General features: G+C 63.1%; 12 protein-coding genes and 1 pseudogene. 5 read left to right on the forward strand and 8 right to left on the reverse strand.

Features of this window, described 5'->3' with window-relative positions:
• Positions 1 to 28: 28 nt before the first annotated feature.
• Both MJ8_RS22940 and MJ8_RS22945 read left to right on the forward strand, forming a co-directional pair.
• Positions 29 to 1,696, forward strand: a complete 1,668-nt coding sequence (locus MJ8_RS22940) for a N,N-dimethylformamidase beta subunit family domain-containing protein (RefSeq protein WP_201410990.1) — start codon at positions 29 to 31, stop codon at positions 1,694 to 1,696.
• Between the two features lie 184 nt (positions 1,697 to 1,880).
• The gene (locus MJ8_RS22945; RefSeq protein ID WP_201410991.1) at positions 1,881 to 2,318 is read left to right on the forward strand and encodes a DUF2267 domain-containing protein; all 438 of its coding nucleotides are present in this window, start codon (positions 1,881 to 1,883) and stop codon (positions 2,316 to 2,318) included.
• A 107-nt stretch (positions 2,319 to 2,425) separates the two neighbouring features.
• Here MJ8_RS22945 and MJ8_RS22950 read toward each other — a convergent pair whose 3' ends face one another.
• The 3 genes and pseudogenes from MJ8_RS22950 to MJ8_RS22965 form a co-directional block, all read right to left on the reverse strand.
• Complete coding sequence (locus MJ8_RS22950) at positions 2,426 to 3,595, reverse strand: acetate/propionate family kinase (RefSeq protein WP_201410992.1); 1,170 nt, start codon at positions 3,593 to 3,595, stop codon at positions 2,426 to 2,428.
• Positions 3,592 to 5,974: pseudogene (locus MJ8_RS22955) on the reverse strand (phosphoketolase). The gene MJ8_RS22950 and the pseudogene MJ8_RS22955 overlap by 4 nt, the downstream one beginning before the upstream one ends.
• A gap of 658 nt (positions 5,975 to 6,632) precedes the next feature.
• Entirely contained in the window at positions 6,633 to 6,926 is a 294-nt protein-coding gene (locus MJ8_RS22965) for a hypothetical protein (RefSeq protein ID WP_201410993.1), read from the reverse strand.
• Positions 6,927 to 7,841: 915 nt separating this feature from the next.
• On the opposite strand from MJ8_RS22965, the gene MJ8_RS22970 reads away from it, so the two are divergent.
• Positions 7,842 to 10,298, forward strand: coding sequence for a membrane-bound PQQ-dependent dehydrogenase, glucose/quinate/shikimate family (locus MJ8_RS22970; RefSeq protein WP_201410994.1), 2,457 nt, complete (start codon positions 7,842 to 7,844; stop codon positions 10,296 to 10,298).
• A gap of 333 nt (positions 10,299 to 10,631) precedes the next feature.
• On the opposite strand, the gene MJ8_RS22975 is transcribed toward MJ8_RS22970, so the two are convergent.
• The 3 genes from MJ8_RS22975 to MJ8_RS22985 are packed head-to-tail and all read right to left on the reverse strand — an operon-like array spanning position 10,632 to position 14,558.
• Positions 10,632 to 12,911 (reverse strand): xanthine dehydrogenase family protein molybdopterin-binding subunit, encoded by a 2,280-nt coding sequence (locus MJ8_RS22975; protein ID WP_201410995.1) that lies wholly within the window; start codon positions 12,909 to 12,911, stop codon positions 10,632 to 10,634.
• 2 nt (positions 12,912 to 12,913) lie between these two features.
• Complete coding sequence (locus MJ8_RS22980) at positions 12,914 to 13,936, reverse strand: FAD binding domain-containing protein (protein ID WP_201410996.1); 1,023 nt, start codon at positions 13,934 to 13,936, stop codon at positions 12,914 to 12,916.
• Between the two features lies 1 nt (position 13,937).
• Entirely contained in the window at positions 13,938 to 14,558 is a 621-nt protein-coding gene (locus tag MJ8_RS22985) for a (2Fe-2S)-binding protein (protein ID WP_225248003.1), read from the reverse strand.
• 200 nt (positions 14,559 to 14,758) lie between these two features.
• On the opposite strand from MJ8_RS22985, the gene MJ8_RS22990 reads away from it, so the two are divergent.
• Positions 14,759 to 15,202 (forward strand): PPC domain-containing DNA-binding protein, encoded by a 444-nt coding sequence (locus MJ8_RS22990; RefSeq protein WP_201410997.1) that lies wholly within the window; start codon positions 14,759 to 14,761, stop codon positions 15,200 to 15,202.
• A gap of 11 nt (positions 15,203 to 15,213) precedes the next feature.
• The gene (locus tag MJ8_RS22995) at positions 15,214 to 16,227 is read left to right on the forward strand and encodes an ATP-dependent DNA ligase (RefSeq protein WP_201410998.1); all 1,014 of its coding nucleotides are present in this window, start codon (positions 15,214 to 15,216) and stop codon (positions 16,225 to 16,227) included.
• Between the two features lie 207 nt (positions 16,228 to 16,434).
• Here the strand turns inward: MJ8_RS22995 and MJ8_RS23000 are convergent, their stop codons facing one another.
• Both MJ8_RS23000 and MJ8_RS23005 read right to left on the reverse strand, forming a co-directional pair.
• Entirely contained in the window at positions 16,435 to 17,178 is a 744-nt protein-coding gene (locus tag MJ8_RS23000) for a metallophosphoesterase family protein (RefSeq protein WP_201410999.1), read from the reverse strand.
• The gene (locus tag MJ8_RS23005) at positions 17,171 to 17,977 is read right to left on the reverse strand and encodes a nucleotidyltransferase (protein WP_201411000.1); all 807 of its coding nucleotides are present in this window, start codon (positions 17,975 to 17,977) and stop codon (positions 17,171 to 17,173) included. Before MJ8_RS23005 ends, MJ8_RS23000 begins: the two co-directional genes overlap by 8 nt.
• Positions 17,978 to 18,001 lie beyond the last annotated feature (24 nt).

Consider the following 18,001-nt stretch of genomic DNA (forward strand, 5'->3'; position numbering starts at 1 on the left):
CTCAGACCATCATCGAACGAGTAAGCCCATGTCCCGTGAAGACGATTTCGTTCCGCCCGAACTCGGCCCCGTCAACATCCGCCCTCGCAAGGCCTGGGCCATGTCCGCCGACGAGCATTGGCACTCCAATCCCTGGTACGAAGCGCCGCGCGGCGACCCTGCTCTGCCCGAGGTCTATACCTACACTGACACGATGTCCTACGATCCGGGCGACGAGGTCGTCTTTCACTCCTCGACAACCGCGCCACAATGGACGCTGGAAATCTACCGCGACGGCTATCGGCCGGAGACCGTGCACAAGGTCGAGGGCATCGCCGGCGTCTTCGCGCCGACGCCTGCGGATGCCTACAGCGCCGGCTGCGGGTGGCCCGTCAGCCACCGCTGGCGCCTGCCGGCCGATCTGCGCTCGGGCTTCTACCGTGTCGTCTCGACCTGCGCCCGCGCCAATGGCGGCAAGTTCGTCCAGCATCATTTCTTCGTTGTGCGGCCGACAGCGGCGACGCGCCGCGCGAAGATCCTGATGATCCTGCCGACCGGCACCTGGACCGCCTATAATGATTTCGGCGGCGCCAACCACTATTTCGGCGTTGCCGGTCGGGGCAACGACCAGCCCTCGCCCGTGCTTTCGCTCGAGCGCCCATGGACCCGCGGCATCGTCTGGCTGCCGCCTGGAGCGCCGCGCATCTGCGCCGATCCGCTGCCGGAGTTCGGCGACGCGCCGCGCTACCCTATGAAGGAATGGGCCTACGCCAATGGTTTCGGCCAATATTACGCCGCCGCCGGCTGGGCGCAGTTCGACCGCCACTTCGTGCTGTGGGCGGAGAAGGAAGGTTACGAGCTCGACATGATCACGCAGACCGACCTGCACTACAGGCCGGAGCTGCTCGATGCCTATCCGTGCGTGACCATTATTGGCCATGACGAATACTGGACCCACGAGATGCGGCTGGCGATCGAAGCCTATGTCGAACGCGGCGGCAGGCTAGCGCGCTTCGGCGCCAACTTCCTCTGGCAGATCCGCCTGGAGGACGACGGCAAGCGCCAGATCTGCCACAAGTTCAACGCCATCAACAACGATCCTGTCGCCGGCACCGACAAGGCGCATCTGCTGTCGACCGCCTGGGAAGACAAAGACGTCGCATGGCCGGGCGCCTCGACGGTCGGCGTCAATGGACTGCATGGGCTCTATGCATCCTGGGGCGGCTTCGCGCCGCACGGCCAGAAAGGCTTCACCGTCTACAGGCCCGAGCATTGGGCGTTTGCCCGCACCGGGTTGCACTATGCCGACATCTTCGGCGACAAGGAGCGCATCTTTGCCTACGAGGTCGACGGCCTCGACTACACGTTCCGGCATGGCCTCCCCTACCCTGTCCCGGTCGACGGTCAGCCGGAAACAATCGAGATCCTCGCCATGGCGCCGGCGGTGCTTGCCGAGGACGAGCCGGACGGCGAAGGCTTCCGCTACTACGTCCGCGGCAGCGACCACGAAGGACTGGTGAAATGCGTCACCGGCGAGGTGACGCCGGAAGGACTTGCCCGCTACAAATACGGTGCCGGCATGATGGTTCACATGACGCGCGGCAAGGGCGAGGTGCTGACTGCCGCGACATGCGAGTGGGTCATGGGCCTCAAGCGCGGCGACCGCTTCACCGAGCAGATCACCCGCAACGTGCTTGATCGGTTCACAAACGCATGACGTTCGAGCGCGCATTCCAACTCGATGGATGACCGATTTGGACCGGAAGCGGACCTTGGCGCCTCGTTGACGAGGACGCTTCCGGAAAGCCGATCAAAACAATTCCCAAACGGACGAAACAATAACTCCGGTAGCGTGTTCTGCCTTCGATGGGCGTGTGGGCATTTCCCATCTGGAGGCGATGATGAGCGCTAATGGCCTCGACGTTTTCGACAAGACGATACAGACCACCAATATCTGGCTGAAGGAGATCATGGATGATCTTGGGCCCGATCGGCAGTTGGCATGGCATACCCTCGGCGTCGTGCTGCGGACCTTGCGCGACAGGCTGCCGCCGGACCTGGGAGCCAATCTCGCCGCCGAGTTGCCGCTCCTGATTCGCGGAGCCTATTACGATCAGTACAATCCGTCCAATCAGCCAAGCCGCGACCGGTCCATCGACGAGTTTCTGGACCCAGTTGCGGATGGATTGAAGGCCGCGCGGCCGGTCGATCCCGGCGATGCCGCGCGCGCGGTTTTCAAGACACTTGTCCATCATGTCGATCTCGGCCAATCGGCCAAGGTGCGCGACGCCCTGCCCAGCGACATTCAGACGCTTTGGCCGGGCAGCGTGGGTGCATAGGCGGACGCCGGAAGGAAATGATGGCCCTCTCGGATTTGGATTGCGAATGATCACGCCGAATATGCCGGGGACGATGTTGATGGCGCCCCGCCTGGGGACATATGCGGCTAGATTTCACCGATTGCCTTAAGCACGTGTCGTGCAATGACGCTCTCTTCGTCGGTCGGCATTATGTTGATTTCGACAGTGCTGGCGGGTACGCTGATCGTCGGCGCGTGGCGCAGATTTGCATCATCGTCGATCGCGACGCCCAGCCAGCCCAGCCTGCGGCAGATAGCCTCTCGGACAGCGTCGGAATGTTCGCCAATTCCCGCCGTAAAGACGAGGCAGTCGAGGCCGCCCAATGTGTTGGCAAGCGCGGCGATCTCTCGTGTCGCACGGAAGACGAAAAGCTCAAAGGCTTCGCGGGCCTTCGGATCCGCGCTCGCCTCCAGTTCGCGCATGTCTGCGGACATTTCCGAAATGCCGAGCAGGCCAGATTTCTCGTAAAGGAGGTGCTGAAGTTCGCGCGGCGCCATGCCTTCGTGTTGCAACAGGTAGAGCAGCACGCCCGGATCAAGTGCTCCGCAACGCGTCCCCATGACCAGCCCGTCCAGCACAGAAAAGCCCATGGTCGTATCGACGCTGACGCCGTTTCGCAAGGCGCACAGGCTGGCTCCATTGCCGAGATGGGCGACGATCGTGCGTCTGTCCGATTTTCCCACTGCCTGAAGCCGGCTTGCGATGGATTCATAGGAGAGGCCATGGAACCCATAGCGGCGAATGCCTTTCCGCTCATAGGCTCTCGGCAGGGCGAAGCGGTTCGCCGGCGGCCTGATTGTACGGTGGAAGGCAGTATCGAAACACCCGATCTGTCGAAGCCGCGGCCTCATTTTTACGATGGCGCGGATCGGGCCAACGCTACGAGGCTGATGCAGCGGCGAGAGCGGTGAGAGCGCATCGATGGCGTCTATCTGCTCAGGCGTTAACACGACAGGATCGAAAAACGACGTTCCGCCGTGGACGATACGATGGCCGCAGGCCGTGACGCGGCGCCCGCCGAATTCCGTCTCGATCCAAGTCAGCAATGCCTCGAGGACATCTTCCAGGCTGCTGTCCGGCAAGGCTCGATCGACCAGGGGCTTTCCCTTCTCCGCTTCTGCCTTGATGTGTGCCGAGAGACCTATCCCCACTGATCCACGCGCTGCCATATGCGGCTCGCCTGCGCGGCCGACGTCGTAGACCCCAAACTTGAGGCTGGATGAACCAGCATTCAGCGCCAGGACTGTCCTGTTCATCGGACGTCGGCCCCGGCCGCCGCCTCGCGCCGCCACGTCCAGTTGCGGATCTCGGGCAGATCCTCACCATGCTCGTAAACATAGGCCTTATGTTCTTCGAGCTTCCTCTTAAGGGAGGCCGAGAACCGAGCGGAGCGCTGGGACAGCTGCGGAAGCCAGCGCAACGCCGCCAAAGTAAGATGGAACCGGTCGATCTGGTTCATCACCGCCATGTCGAAAGGCGTGGTCGTCGTGCCTTCCTCGCGAAAACCATGGACGTGGATATTGTCGTGGTTGGCGCGTCGGTAAGTCAGCCTGTGAATGAGATAGGGGTAGCCATGATAGGCGAAGATTACCGGCCTATCCTTTGTGAACAGCGCATCGAACGTTCCGTCGGTGAATCCATGCGGATGTTCGCTGCGGGCCTGCAGCGTCATCAGATCCACCACGTTGACGACTCTGATCCGCAGCCCGGGCGAAGCTGCGGCAAGGAGATCGACGGCGGCAAGCGTCTCCATGGTGGGCACGTCGCCGGCGCAAGCCATCACAAGGTCGGGTTCCTCATCGGCAGGACAGGTCGAGGCCCATTCCCATATGCCCGCGCCGGCCTTGCAGTGGCCTTCCGCCTCTTGAGCCGTCAGCCATTGAGGCGCCAGTTGCTTACCGGCGGTGATGACATTGATGCGGTTCCATGTGCGCAGGCAATGGTCAGCGACCCATAGCAACGTATTCGCATCAGGTGGAAAATACAGCCGCACCGTATCAGCCTTCTTGTTCGCCACGAAATCCGAAAAGCCCGGATCCTGGTGGCTGAAACCATTGTGATCCTGGCGCCAGACATGCGAAGTCAGCAAATAGTTGAGCGATGCGATCGGTTCGCGCCAGGAAAGCTCCGCTGAAGTCTTCAGCCATTTGGCATGCTGATTGACCATGGAATCGACGATATGGATGAAGGCTTCGTAGCAGGAGAACAGGCCGTGCCTGCCTGTCAGCAGATAGCCTTCTAGCCAGCCTTGGCACAGATGCTCGGAAAGCACTTCCATCACCCGCCCTTCGGGGGCGAGATCGACGTCATACGGTTCGATGCCTTCCATCCAGACGCGATCCGTGGCCTCGAAAACAGCGTCGAGGCGGTTCGATGACGTCTCATCTGGACCCATCAATCGAAAATTGCGCGAGGCGGCGTTCAACCTGACGACGTCGCGCAGGTAGGCGCCCAGGATCCGTGTGCCTTCCGCCGTCCGCCCGCCAGGCGCCGGCACATCGACGGCGAAGCTCTTCCAATCGGGTAGTGCAAGATCCTTCTTGAGCAAACCGCCATTGGCATGGGGCGATGCGCCCATGCGTTTGGTTCCTTCAGGCGCAAGCGCGGCGATCTCCGGCAGAAGGTGGCCTTGCGGGTCGAACAGTTCGTCCGGCCCGTAGCTGCCCATCCATTGCTCGAGGATCTTTCGATGCGCATCGTCACCGCGGGCATTCGAGACCGGAACCTGGTGCGCGCGCCAGAAACCTTCCACCTTTTTGCCATCGACTTCCTTCGGCCCGGTCCAACCTTTCGGACTCCGAAGCACGATCATCGGCCAGCGCGGCAGCCCGGTGATTCCGGTCGTTGTCCGGGCAATTGCCTGGATATCGCGGATGCGCTCCATGACCTCGTCAAGCGTTGCAGCCATGAGCGCATGCATGGGCTCCGGATCGCTGCCCTCGACGAAAAACGGCTCATATCCGTATCCGATGAAAAGACTTCGCAGATCATCGTCATTCATTCGGCCCATCAATGTCGGATTTGCGATCTTGTAGCCGTTGAGATGCAGGATCGGCAGGACCGTCGGTCCGGGGATTCAGAAATTTGCTGGAGTGCCAGCCGGCCGCCAGAGGCCCGGTCTCGGCTTCGCCGTCCCCTACGACGCAGGCGACCACGAGATCCGGGTTGTCGAACGCCGCGCCGAAGGCGTGGACCAGAGCATAGCCGAGTTCGCCCCCCTCATGGATCGAGCCGGGCGTCTCCGGCGCGGCATGACTTGGCACGCCGCCCGGGAAAGAGAACTGTTTGAACAGTTTCTTCATGCCTTCAGCGTCGCGACCGACATCGGGATAGATCTCGCTGTAGGTCCCTTCCAGCCATGTATTGGCAACCATGGCCGGGCCGCCATGACCCGGCCCGCAGATGAAGAGCATGTCAAGGTCACGCTCTCTGATCAGCCGGTTCAAATGCACGTAGATGAAGTTCAGGCCAGGGGTAGTTCCCCAATGTCCGAGCAATCTCGGTTTCACGTGCTCGGCGCGCAGAGGCTCCCTAAGCAGCGGGTTGTCCATCAGGTAGATCTGACCGACCGACACGTAGTTCGCCGCCCGCCAGTATCGATCCATCATTGCGAACTGCGGTAACCTGCTGTTCATGGCCTCGCTCCTTCGACGCTTTACCGGCTCATGCCCTCGCGGAACACACTGGAGTCACGGCGATTGATGCCTGAGAGGATTGCGATGACCCCGACATTTCTGCCCCGGAACCGGCACACCGCCCCGCGCCACCCAATTGTCCTCAACCCGAAGGGCCGCCTGGCGTTCCCTCGCCGCTGCCGAATCCCGCTCTTGGACGGGGCCGGCGGATACGGACTCGGTCCCGTCCAAATTGGCCGGCTCCTGTCGCGTTTTCCTATCGAGCGCTGACGCGTGCATTGAGAGGCTTTCGGCGATTGAGCGTATTCTGGGCGGTTTGTTGCGGCCGCCAGCAAGGGAACCAACCGGGGGAACCAACCGGGTCCTGATGGTTCGGAAACCAAGCCGGCAGACGATGATGGAGGCGGGAGAATAGGAGAGAATTCCGATGTGCTCGATCTTTCCCGCGAGCGCCGTCGAATGGTCGATGTTCACCTTGCCCGCCGCGGCATAAAGGATCGGGAAATCCTGGCGGCGATGCGCGAGGCCTGACGCCGTGGCAGACCGAACCGTCGACCTATGCCCGGGCCGCGCTGACCAAAGGCTATCCTCGACGGATTTCAACAGCCCGAAATTTCATTCCTGCCGCTTTGAACCTCTCCAATTGAGCCGTTCCGGCTCACATTCCTCGGTCCGGAACATAGAGGCAGAAGGAATGCTGGGATCTGGCGTCGCCGCCAGGCTTGCATTCATGGAAATATTCGTCGCGGGATCGCTTGATGCGGTGATCGGTGTACGGGATCAGTTCTCCGGTCGAAAGCTGGTAGCCGTATTTCGTCTCCTTCACATCCGAGGGCGGCGCCTGGTAGCAATCCATGCCGGCGCAGCAGGATGGGTCGTACTGCCAGCCAGCCGGCGCCTGGTGCGCCGATGCCGGTGTGCAAAGGAAACTGGCCAGGACACTTGCAGGCAAAACCAGCCATGCCTTCGATCGGCGCCGATTGGACGAGCGGCACGCTGGAGCATGATCCCGAAAAGCGGGAACCGGTTTTCGGAGAAAGATCATGCTCCAACAACGAGTTGGATCGTGAGGGCGATTCAACGAAATGCCATCACGATCTAACGCGCCGGTCCGTTTCCAGGAGTGTCCGCTCGAGGCTGTTCCGTTCATCGCCGGTCGCCGTGTTTTGCCGAAGCCCAGGGTAATTCCGGTCCCAAATCCTCCGCCGGGATACAGGCATCGCCCGCGGAGCGCGCTACCGAACTTGGAAGTGCAAGTTATGTTCCATGTGCCGGGCTCCGCTCATTCCTTCACATGGGCGCTGTCCCTGCACGCCTTGACTTCCCGGAATGCTCGACGACCACCGGGCCGGCTGCTGAACCCTTTCCGGTCGCCGGACCGACCTCACCTTGTCGCCGGGTGAGTCCCATGCCCTCGCGTGGCTTTTCGTTCTCAGCGGCATCCTGCGCATCCGCCACAAGCCAAATCCACCTGGGTCGCCGGCACCTGCGTGCGCCTGGTGCCCGCTTTCTCGGCGGCATCCTCACGGCGGCGCCAGGCCCGGCCGAGGCCTGAGGCCGGCACATGCGAAGGACAGGCACGGGCCGATCAGGTGTCCCCGATCTGGGCAGACGCCTGTCAGGGCATCTGCAGCGAATGGCGCACGGCCGGCGGACCCGCCGAAGATGACGTCTCCACGTCGTGGTGGCAACAGGGGCAGTCCGAGTTGACGACACCCGACGGTGCCTTCGCCACGAAGGTTCCGAGCCGCAACAGGATCACGGAATGGTGACCGCAACCGGGAACACGTCGCAATTTTAGTCCGCAACCACAGCCCCCCGCATGCGTTCGCCGGATATCACGATCTGTTTCACGTTGGAAAACGCCATGACGGACGCCACTGCAAATACCCCTCATCGCCTTGTACGCCATCGCGGCATCGCTTTCTGGTGGAGGGCGCTGATCGGCATTCTGCTGATCGTCCTCGGCCTGCTGATCGGCGGCGGCGGGGCCTGGCTGATAGCGCTCGGCGGCTCGTGGTATTATCTGCCCGCCGGCATCGCCTTGCTGCTCGCGGGCATTCTGCTGCTCGCAGGAAACATGGCCGGTGTCTGGCTTTACGTCCTGACATGGCTCGCAACGCTTGCCTGGGCCTATTGGGAGGTGGGTTTCGACGGCTGGGCCCTGATGCCGCGTACCCTTGCTCCTACGATCATCCTGATCTTCGTGCTGCTCACGATCCCCGCCTTCCGCGACCGGATGGGAGGCGGGAACCGAAACGCAGCTTATGTGACCGGCTTGCTGCTGCCGGTCATTGCCTTGGGCGCGTTCGGCTTGTTGCACGTCAACGCCTTGGCGCAGGCACAACCGGCGCAACCGCCGGTGCCTGCCGCGCAGCCCTCGCCGAACGGCGCGCCGGCGCCGCAGGATGCCGCGATCCATCAGGCCGGCAATGACTGGCCGGTCTATGGCGGCTCGGAACTGGCGACACGCTATTTGCCGCTGAACCAGATCACGGCGGCCAACGTTTCCAAGCTCACCCGAGCATGGTCGTTCCACACCGGCGACATGCCGAACGGCGCGACCAAGGACCTCTACTCGCCCGAGAACACGCCGCTGGAAATCGGCGGCCATCTCTTCGCCTGTTCGGCCAAGGACATCGTCATTTCCGCCGATGCCCGCAGCGGCAAGGAAGAATGGCGCTTCGACCCGAAGGTGCCGGATAACGCGATACCCTATGGCGCGAGCTGCCGAGGCGTCGCCTTCTTCGCCGCTCCAGGCGCAAATGCCGGCCAAGCCTGCGCCACAAGGATCATCTTCGGAACGCTGGATGCAAGGCTGATCGCCATCGACGCCAAGACAGGGAAACCTTGCTCGGATTTCGGTCAGCAAGGCAGCGTCGATCTGAACCAAGGCATCGGCGAGACCGTGCCCGGCTGGTATTCTGTCACGGCGCCGCCGACCATCCTGCGCGGCATCGCCGTCGTCGGCGCGCAGGTCAAGGACGGTCAGGCCGAGGACGCGCCTTCGGGCGTCGTGCGCGGCTATGACGCCACCACCGGCAAGCTTGCCTGGGCATGGGACATGGGCCATCCCGACCGCACCGGCGCGCCGCCTCAAGGCGACACCTACACGCGCGGCACGCCTAACATGTGGACCGTCGCCGCCGCCGATCCGCAACTCGGCTATGTCTACCTGCCGCTCGGCAATGCCGCAGTCGATTATTACGGCGTCGATCGCAAGGATTTCGAGAACCAATTCAACTCCTCGATCGTCGCCATCGATGTCACGACGGGCAAGCCGGTCTGGCATTTCCAGACGGTGCATCACGATCTCTGGGACTACGACCTCGGCTCGCAGCCGACGCTGGTCGACTTCCCGACCGTGACCGGCAAGATCCCGGCAATTATCGTGCCCAGCAAGCAAGGCCAGATCTACGTGCTCGACCGCAAGACCGGCAAGCCGCTCTTTCCGGTCGAGGAACGCAAGGCTCCTTCCGGCGGCGTCGAGCCGGACAAGCTCTCCAGGACGCAGCCCTATTCGGGCTACGCGCATCTCGACCAGCCGGTGCTGGCCGAAAAGGACATGTGGGGCATGAGCCCGCTGGATCAGCTCTATTGCCGCATCCAGTTCCATCGCGCTTCCTATCAGGGCGAGTACACACCGCCGACGGTCGATCGGCCGTTCATCGAATATCCCGGCTACAATGGCGGCACGGACTGGGGCAGCATCGCCGTCGACACCGACAGCGGCGTGCTGATCGCCAACTACAACGACATGCCGAACTACAACCAGCTCATTCCGCGCAAGAAGGCGGACGAGATGGGCTTCAGGCCCATAGACAAGGGCGGCAGCCCGAAGAAGGTGAAGGATATCGGCGACCCGCAGGCCGGGTCGCCCTACGCCATCGCAGTCAATGCCGGCTGGCGCCTGCCCACGGGCCTGCTGTGCTCGAAGCCGCCCTACGGCCATATCCGCGCAATCGATCTCAAGACCGGCAGGACGCTGTGGGACGAGCCGCTCGGCAGCGCCGAGAATAACGGCCCCTTCGGCATTCCTTCGATGCTGCCGCTGACCATCGGAACGCCGAACAATGGCGGTCCGCTGGTGACGGCCGGCGGACTGATCTTCATCGCCGCAACAACCGACAACAAGCTGCGCGCACTGGACATCAAGACCGGCAAGGAGGTGTGGCAGGCCGATCTTCCCGCCGGCGGCCAGACGACGCCGATGACCTATGAGGTCGACGGCAGACAATATGTCGTCATCGCGCCCGGCGGCCACCACTTCATGGAAACCAAGGTTGGCGACGAAGTCATCGCCTATGCTTTGCCGGCCGGATGACAGAGGTCGGTGAGCTACGGTAGAGCAATTCCAGGAAAAGTGTGAGCGGTTTTCCGCCCGGAATTGCGTAAAAACAAGGAGATAGAGCATTTCACCGTTTCCGTGAAACGGTGAAATGCTCTGGAGACTTCAGCGCTTAGGTCGTTGCGACGACGCCTGGTCGGTCGCGAGAACCTCCGCTTGGCCGGCCGCCAACTCGGCGCCTGGGCGAGGAAGTCCAGATCAGGACCAGAGGAATGCCCCGGCGGGCAGCATCACCTGCCAAGGCGAACATGGGTTTCGCCCTGCCAGAGACATAGTGAAAACAGCCGTGCGCGTTCATCGCAGGCGTGCTCAGGCGAGCAACTGATCGATCCTTATCGGCAGGTCGCGGATGCGCTTGCCCGTCGCGTGATAGACGGCGCTCGCGACGGCGGCGGCCGTACCGACATTGCCCAGTTCGCCCAAGCCTTTCACACCGGCCGGGTTGACCGCATGGTCCACCTCCGGAACCAGGATCACCTGCAGGTCCTTGATGTCGGCATTGACCGGCACGAGATAGTCCTGCAGGTCGCGATTAACGTAACGCGCATAGCGCCTGTCGACCTCGGTCGCCTCATGCAGCGCCTGGCCGATGCCCCAAATCATGCCGCCCATCAGCTGGCTGCGTGCCGTGCGCGTGTTCATGATGCGGCCGGCCGCGAACGCGCCGACGATGCGCGGCACGCGGACCTCCCTGGTGTAGCGGTTGATACGCACTTCGACGAACTCGGCGCCGAAGGCGTATTTCACCGAATCCTCGTCCTGCTCGCCTCCGTGGAATTCCGGCGTGCCGGCATAGAGCTTCTTCAGCGCCTCCGGCGTTGCGCCATTGGGCGCGAATTCGGCATATTCCTCGATCGCACCGACCTGCATGGTTTTCAGGACGTCCTCGACCTTAGCCGACGCGCCGCTCTTCGCCACGATCTTTCCGTCGGCAAGGTCTAATTCCTCATTATGGGAGCCGGCCAACGGACCGCCCTCGGCAGTAGCGGCAGCATATAGCTTGGCTCGAATGGCATCGCAGGCCTTGAGCACCGCCGAGCACACGCTGGCCGTCGAGATCGAGCCGCCCGAGACGGGCGCCGGCGGCAGGCTGCTGTCGCCCATTTCGACACTGATCTTGTCGATAGCGACGCCGAGCCGTTCCGACGCCATCTGGCCGGCCACGGTGCGAACACCGGTGCCGATCTCATGCGAGCCGCATTGCAGACGCACATCGCCGTCCACCGTCAGACGCACGCGCGCCGCGCATGGCGCCACGGCGGTGGGATAGATCGCCGTGGCGCAGCCCATGCCGACCAGCCAGTCGCCGTCGCGCATCGCGCCGACCTTCGGATCGCGTTTGGCCCACCCGAAGGCCTCCGCCGCCTGGTCGTAGCACTGGATCAGCGAGCGGCTGGAGAACGGTTTCTTGCCGATCGGTTCCGTCTTGGGTTCATTGATCCGGCGGAACTCGACCGGATCCATGCCAAGCGCCACCGCCATCTCGTCCATCGCATTTTCGAGCGCGTAGACATAAGGCGTCTCGGGCGGCGAACGCATGTAGCCCGGCGTGTTGCGGTCCGCCTGCACCAGCGAGACATGGGTCAGCACCGAGCCGTAGCCGTACATGCGGCCCGTGGCCGACGTGCCGCCGACGACGTAGAGGTCGGGCCGCGAGGTCACCTCCCAGCCTTCATGCGCGAAAGCGGTGATGCGGCCGTCCTTGCCGGCGCCGATCCGGATGCGATGCCGGGTTTCGGCTCGGTAGGTCTGCGTGCCGAACGCCTGCATGCGGCTTGTTACGCAGCGCACCGGACGCCCGAGCCGCTTGGCAGCGACGGCGACGATCGCTGTACGCGGCGTCATCGGCCCTTTCGAGCCGAAGGCGCCGCCGATGAAGGGGCTTACGATGCGAACATTCGCCGGATCCATCTTCAACTGTCTGGCAAGCTCGACTTTCCAGCCGGTGACGTTCTGCGAGGGCTCATGCACCACGAGCTGGTCGCCCTGCCAATACGCGGTCGTCGAGAACAGCTCGATCGGATTGTGGTGCTGGGTTGGCGTGGAATAGCGCTGGTCGATCTTGACCGCCGCCGCGGCAAAGGCAGCGTCGAAGTCGCCGGCCTTCACGTCTTCCTTGAACATCGGGCTTTTGCCGGCCGCCGCAACGGTCTTCGTGCCCGGGCTGTCGAAGCTCGCGGTGGGCTTCTCCTCCTCATATTCGGCGCGGATCAACTGCGCCGCCTCTTCGGCCGCCTCGAAAGTCTCGGCGACCGCAAGTGCGATGATCTGGCCGTCATGGAAGATCGTCCGGTCATGCAGCGGTCCGACCGATGTGGCGCTGGAATTGCCGAATTTCGGTTTGTCGACCTTGTCCATGTCGCCATAGGTGACGATGTCGAGCAGGCCCGGCACCGCGCGGGCATCGTCGAGACGAAGCTTCGTCACCCTGCCCTTGGCGATGCTGCTGGTGGCCAGCGCGCCATAAGCGAGGTTGGCGGTCGGCAGGTCGGCGGGGTAATGCGCCTGCCCGGTGACTTTCAGCCGCGCATCGACGCGCGGCAGCGGTTCGCCCTGGTTTTCCTTGGGTCTTGGAGCGGCAGCGTCCATGGTCACACCTTCATGTCGCGGGTTTCGAGCAGCGCGCGCACCAGCGTTCGCTTGCCGAGCTCGATCTTGAATGCGTTGTGCTGGCGCGGCTGGGCCTCGGCGAAAGCGGCGTCCGCCGCCGCTCCCGCCGATGCCTCGTCGAGCCTCTTGCCTTGCAGGACCTCCTCGGCCGCGCTGGCGCGCCAAGGCACGGTCGCCACGCCGCCGAGCGCAATGCGCGCCTCGCGCACCGTCTCGCCGTCGAGGTCGAGCGCGACGGCCGCCGAAGCCAGCGCAAAGGCATAGGATTCGCGGTCGCGGATCTTCAGGTAGAGGGAGCGCCGACCCCACGGCAGAGCCGGCACCTCAATGGCGGTGATGATCTCGTCGGCGGCGAGATCGGTCTCGACATGCGGCGTATCACCGGGCCGCCGATGCAGCCTGCCGAAGGGGATTTTGCGCTCGCCATGCGAGCCCTCGGCGTAAACGACGGCGTCGAGCGCGATCAGCGCCTGGGCGAAGTCGCCATGATAGGTGGCGATACAGGCGTCGCTGCCCCCCAGCACCGCATGCTGCCGGTTGAAGCCGTCCATCGCGGCGCAGCCGGATCCGGGCACACGCTTGTTGCAAGCCCAGGATGTCTCGCGAAAATATTCGCAGCGCGTGCGTTGCAAGACATTGCCGGCGAGGCTTGCCATGTTGCGGATCTGGCCGCTCGCGGCCAGCCGCAAACTGTCGGCAATGACCGGATAGCGGCGCCTCACTTCGGCGTGGTCGGCGGCCTCGCCCATACGCACCAGGGCACCGAAGCGGATGCCGTCTTCCGTTACCCGGATCTGCCTGAGCTTTTGCTCCTCGAGCCGGTTGAGGTCGAGCAGGCGGTTCGGCTCGGCGACCCCTAATTTCATATAATCGGCGAGATTGGTTCCGCCGGCGATGAACTGCGCGTTGGCCCGCGTCGGCTGGTCGTCACGGGTCGTGAAGTTGGACGCCAGCGCGACCGCCGCGGAGATGTCGGTTGGCTGTTCGTAGACGAAGGGACGCATATCACGCTCCCTTCGTCTCGCCGCGCGCCTGCAGGATGGCGGCGACGATATTGGGATAGGCGGCGCAGCGGCAGATGTTGCCGCTCATATAGTCGCGGATGTCATTCTCGGATTCGGCGTGACCTTCATTGACGCAGCCGATCGCCGACATGATCTGGCCTGGTGTGCAGTAGCCGCACTGGAAGGCATCGTGATCGATGAAGGCCTGCTGCATGGGATGCAACCTGCCATCCGTCGAGGCGAGCCCTTCAATCGTCGTCACATCCTTGCCGTCGTTCATCACGGCGAAGCTCAGACAAGAGAGCACGCGTTTGCCGTCGACCCGCACCGTGCATGCGCCGCACTGGCCGTGATCGCAGCCCTTCTTGGTGCCGGTGAGCCCGATATGGTCGCGCAACGCGTCGAGCAGGCTGGTTCTGGTATCGAGTGAAAGCTCATAGGTCTGCTTGTTGATCCTGAGCGACGTTACGACCGGCTGCCTCAGCTTGGGCTGAGCTGCGACCGGCTGCGCGGCCTCGGCCCGCGAAGCCAGCAACGGCGCGGTCGCGGCCGCCGAGACCGTACCTGCCATGAACTTTCTTCGGCTGAGACCGTTGGTGGACAGGGCTGAGGGCTGGGACATGGCTCGCTCCTGGCTGGCTGGTGTTGTGCGCTAACCTTTCAACGGTGCCATTGTTCCGACGCTAAGCTCAGAAGCGTGACGCTTCACCAAACTGTGAGGCTTCATACCCGACCGAAGTGCAGCGAGGCCTCCCTCCGGGCTGGAACATGCGTGGTCCCGGGGCGTTCTGTCTCAGTCTACCCCTCCGTCAGCAGGGCACCATGAAATCGAAGCTCGTCGCCGAGACCTCCGGACAAAGAATATTCGTGGTCGTGCTCGATCCGGGCGAGGAAGCCTTCGCGTCCCTTACCGATTTCGCCGGTCAGAAGGGACTTACCGGCGCCTCGCTGACGGCCATCGGCGCGTTCGAGAGAGCGACGGTCGGCTGGTTTGATTTCGGCTCGAGATCGTACCGGAAAATTCGCGTGGACGAGCAGTGTGAGGTGCTGAGCGCCATCGGCGACGTCGCCGTCGACGACAGCGGCAAGCCGAGCCTGCATCTCCATGCCGTGCTCGGCCTGAGCGACGGGTCGACCCGAGGCGGACATCTGCTCGAAGGCATCGTCCAGCCGACGCTCGAAATCACCGTGACCGAGGCGCCCGTCCATTCGCGGCGCACAAAACGGCCGGGTCTCGGCATCGCCCTGATCGACCTCGACGCCTGACGTCCGGCGCGATGGCCCAGTCCACAGACGTTGCGTTTCCGCTTCCTCTCGACACACCGCCCATGGAGGCCAGGACGGCCGAAGAACTGCCGAAAGGGGACGGTGCTTGGCAGTTCGAACCGAAATGGGATGGATTTCGCTGCCTTGCCTTCAAGGGCACGGAGACGGTCGACCTGCGGGCGAAATCGGGCAAGCCGCTTGGCCGATATTTTCCGGAATTGATCGCGACGATGCAAAGCCTCGATGCCAAGGATTTCGTCGTCGACGGCGAGATCGTGATCGAAATCGACGGCCGCGCTTCCTTCGACACGCTACAGATGCGGCTGCACCCGGCAGAGAGCCGCATCCGCAAGCTGAGCGCGGAGACGCCGGCACTGCTGATCCTGTTCGACATGCTCGTCGCCCCGGGCGGCAGGTCGATGCTCCAAGCGTCCTTGATTGACCGTCGCACGGAGTTGGAGACCTTCGTTTCCAAAGCCGCCGGTGCAAAGCTACGACTTTCGCCCTCCACCACGAACTTCGCGATCGCCGAGCAATGGTTGCAAGAAGACACCCACGGTTCGACCGACGGGGTCGTCGCCAAGGCGCTGGATGAACCCTATCGGCCCGGCGAGCGCGCAATGGTCAAGGTCAAGCGGCTGCGAACCGCCGACTGCGTCGTGGGCGGCTTCCGCTATCTGAACGGCAAGCGGCAGGTCGGGTCGCTGCTGCTTGGCCTCTATAACGACAACGGACAGCTGGATCATGTTGGCTTCACCTCGACCATCGCCAATGACGAGCGCGCAGCGCTCACGGAGCGGCTCGAAGAGTTGCGCGGCGGATCGGGCTTCACCGGCAAGGCGCCGGGCGGGCCGAGCCGCTGGAGCACGGAGCGCAGCGGTGAATGGGAGCCCCTGAAGCCGGAGCTGGTCGTCGAGGTTCGTTTCGACCATGTCACGGGCGGACGTTTCAGGCATGGCACAAGGCTCTTGCGCTGGCGGCCCGACAAAGCGCCGCTCCAATGCACGTTCGAGCAGATCGCGTAGCTGCGCCTTGCCGGGCCAATCGATCGCCAGGGCTCTTCCTGAGAGGAACAGTCAGCCCGCGTATTGGAGAACGAGATGGACCTCGCAACATGCAGCGATCCGGACGGCAAGCCGAAGCGCCGACCATCGAACAGCAGAACTGGGATGCCTTCGCGCGATCCTTCCAAGGAAGGCAGCTGCTTCGACGAACTCTGAAGGTTGATCGGTTCAGATTTCGAGCAGCGCGTAGGGCCGGCCCGTCGGCTTCGTGATGTGCATGGCGACATTATAGACTTTCGCGCCGCCGGGAGTCTGGCCTTCGAAAGTGCCACGATGCGCATGCCCATGCACGACGGCGCTCACCTTGAACCGGTCGATCGTTTCCGCAAGCCTGGAGGATCCCAGGAATGGGAAAATTTCCGGCGGCTCGCCGGCGACGGTCTCCGCGATCGGCGCGTAGTGAAGCACCACAAGCGTGCGCTTGGCGCGGACCTGTCGCATGGCATTTTCGAGCCGCATCGCCTCGCTGACGCTCTCGGCCACCATGGCCTTGATTGCCGGCTCACCGAAGGACCCAAGCATCCTGGAGCCGAAACCGCCGACAAAGCCCTTCACGCCGACAAAGCCCACTTCCATCAGTTCCGTGGCCTGTCCATCGAGGAGATAAACGCCTGCCTGGCGAAGCGTCGCCGCGATCTGCTCGACGCAGCCGGATTCGTAGTCGTGGTTGCCGAGCACCGCGACCACGGGAATCGAGCAGGCCCTGAGATCTTCCGCCAAAAGCTCAGCCTCCTTCGGCTTTCCGAGATTGGTGAGGTCTCCGGTAAGCACCAGGACATCTGCTTCGCGGGAAACCTCGCCGAACAAATCGCGATAGGAAGTCTGCGCATCTTCCTGAACATGCAGATCGCCCATCGCGGCAATCTTGATCTTGCCGTTCGCTTTGCGACCCGCCTTGCTTTGTTCAGCCATCGCGGAATTCCCCAACTCCGCCGACACCGGCAAATCCCCATTCCTTGACGTCGATCTCGTAGTCGACCTGCGACAAAAGCCGGCCGCGGCAAATCTTCATCCTCGGCGAAGGCAGTTGCCGCTGCCTGGCGAGCCGGTCGAGCAGATTGTCAAGGAGCCAGTCGGGGATCTGGTCGCGCTCGCTGGGATAGATCCATCTGAAATTCAGCAACTGCATCAAAAGCACCTCCCAGTGGACGTCCAGATAGGAAAGCAGCCTGTGCCAGTCGATCTGCTCATGCGCCTTGAGGATGGTGTGGGCGATGTCGGCGCCATCGTGACGACCCCTGTCCTGGATGAAGCATTTCGACCAGATGAGCTCCGTCGGTCCGATGATCCGGACTCGGCTGCCCAGCAGTTCGACCTGGCGGGCATGCTCCAGCCACTGGTCCTCGACCTGCATGGTGCCGTTGGCTGATGCAAAGATCACATCGAAGAAATGCGGGCCTTCGAAAACCTTCCCCAGCCAACGATCATCCTCGATCTCGACGGCGTAGCCGATATCCTTGAAATGGGCGAGGATGCGCGGGCAATCGCCGGCCTTGCAGAAGATATCGAGGTCCTTGGTCTGGCGTACCACGCCGGTATAGGCGCTTACCGCATAGGTGCCGGCAACCAGGAAGGGAATGTCGGTGGCGGCGAGCTCGCGGATGGCATTCGTGTAGAAGGCCTCCGCCTCGGCGCTCTTCAGCGTCGGCTCCGCCTTCGCGTCGATCACCGGCAGCGTCGCCAGCACTCCCGGCAACTCGTCATTGGTCATCAACCGTTGCTCCGGTTTTGATCT

It is taken from the genome of Mesorhizobium sp. J8 (assembly GCF_016591715.1).
Lineage (GTDB): Bacteria > Pseudomonadota > Alphaproteobacteria > Rhizobiales > Rhizobiaceae > Mesorhizobium.

Bases quoted from the DNA above. Each gene is read 5' to 3' on its own strand.
- MJ8_RS22940 (WP_201410990.1), top strand. From the start codon at position 29: ATGTCCCGTGAAGACGATTTCGTTCCGCCCGAACTCGGCCCCGTCAAC.
- MJ8_RS22945 (WP_201410991.1), top strand. From the start codon at position 1,881: ATGAGCGCTAATGGCCTCGACGTTTTCGACAAGACGATACAGACCACC.
- MJ8_RS22950 (WP_201410992.1), bottom strand. From the start codon at position 3,595: ATGAACAGGACAGTCCTGGCGCTGAATGCTGGTTCATCCAGCCTCAAG.
- MJ8_RS22970 (WP_201410994.1), top strand. From the start codon at position 7,842: ATGACGGACGCCACTGCAAATACCCCTCATCGCCTTGTACGCCATCGC.
- MJ8_RS22975 (WP_201410995.1), bottom strand. From the start codon at position 12,911: ATGGACGCTGCCGCTCCAAGACCCAAGGAAAACCAGGGCGAACCGCTG.
- MJ8_RS22980 (WP_201410996.1), bottom strand. From the start codon at position 13,936: ATGCGTCCCTTCGTCTACGAACAGCCAACCGACATCTCCGCGGCGGTC.
- MJ8_RS22985 (WP_225248003.1), bottom strand. From the start codon at position 14,558: ATGTCCCAGCCCTCAGCCCTGTCCACCAACGGTCTCAGCCGAAGAAAG.
- MJ8_RS22990 (WP_201410997.1), top strand. From the start codon at position 14,759: ATGAAATCGAAGCTCGTCGCCGAGACCTCCGGACAAAGAATATTCGTG.
- MJ8_RS22995 (WP_201410998.1), top strand. From the start codon at position 15,214: ATGGCCCAGTCCACAGACGTTGCGTTTCCGCTTCCTCTCGACACACCG.
- MJ8_RS23000 (WP_201410999.1), bottom strand. From the start codon at position 17,178: ATGGCTGAACAAAGCAAGGCGGGTCGCAAAGCGAACGGCAAGATCAAG.
- MJ8_RS23005 (WP_201411000.1), bottom strand. From the start codon at position 17,977: ATGACCAATGACGAGTTGCCGGGAGTGCTGGCGACGCTGCCGGTGATC.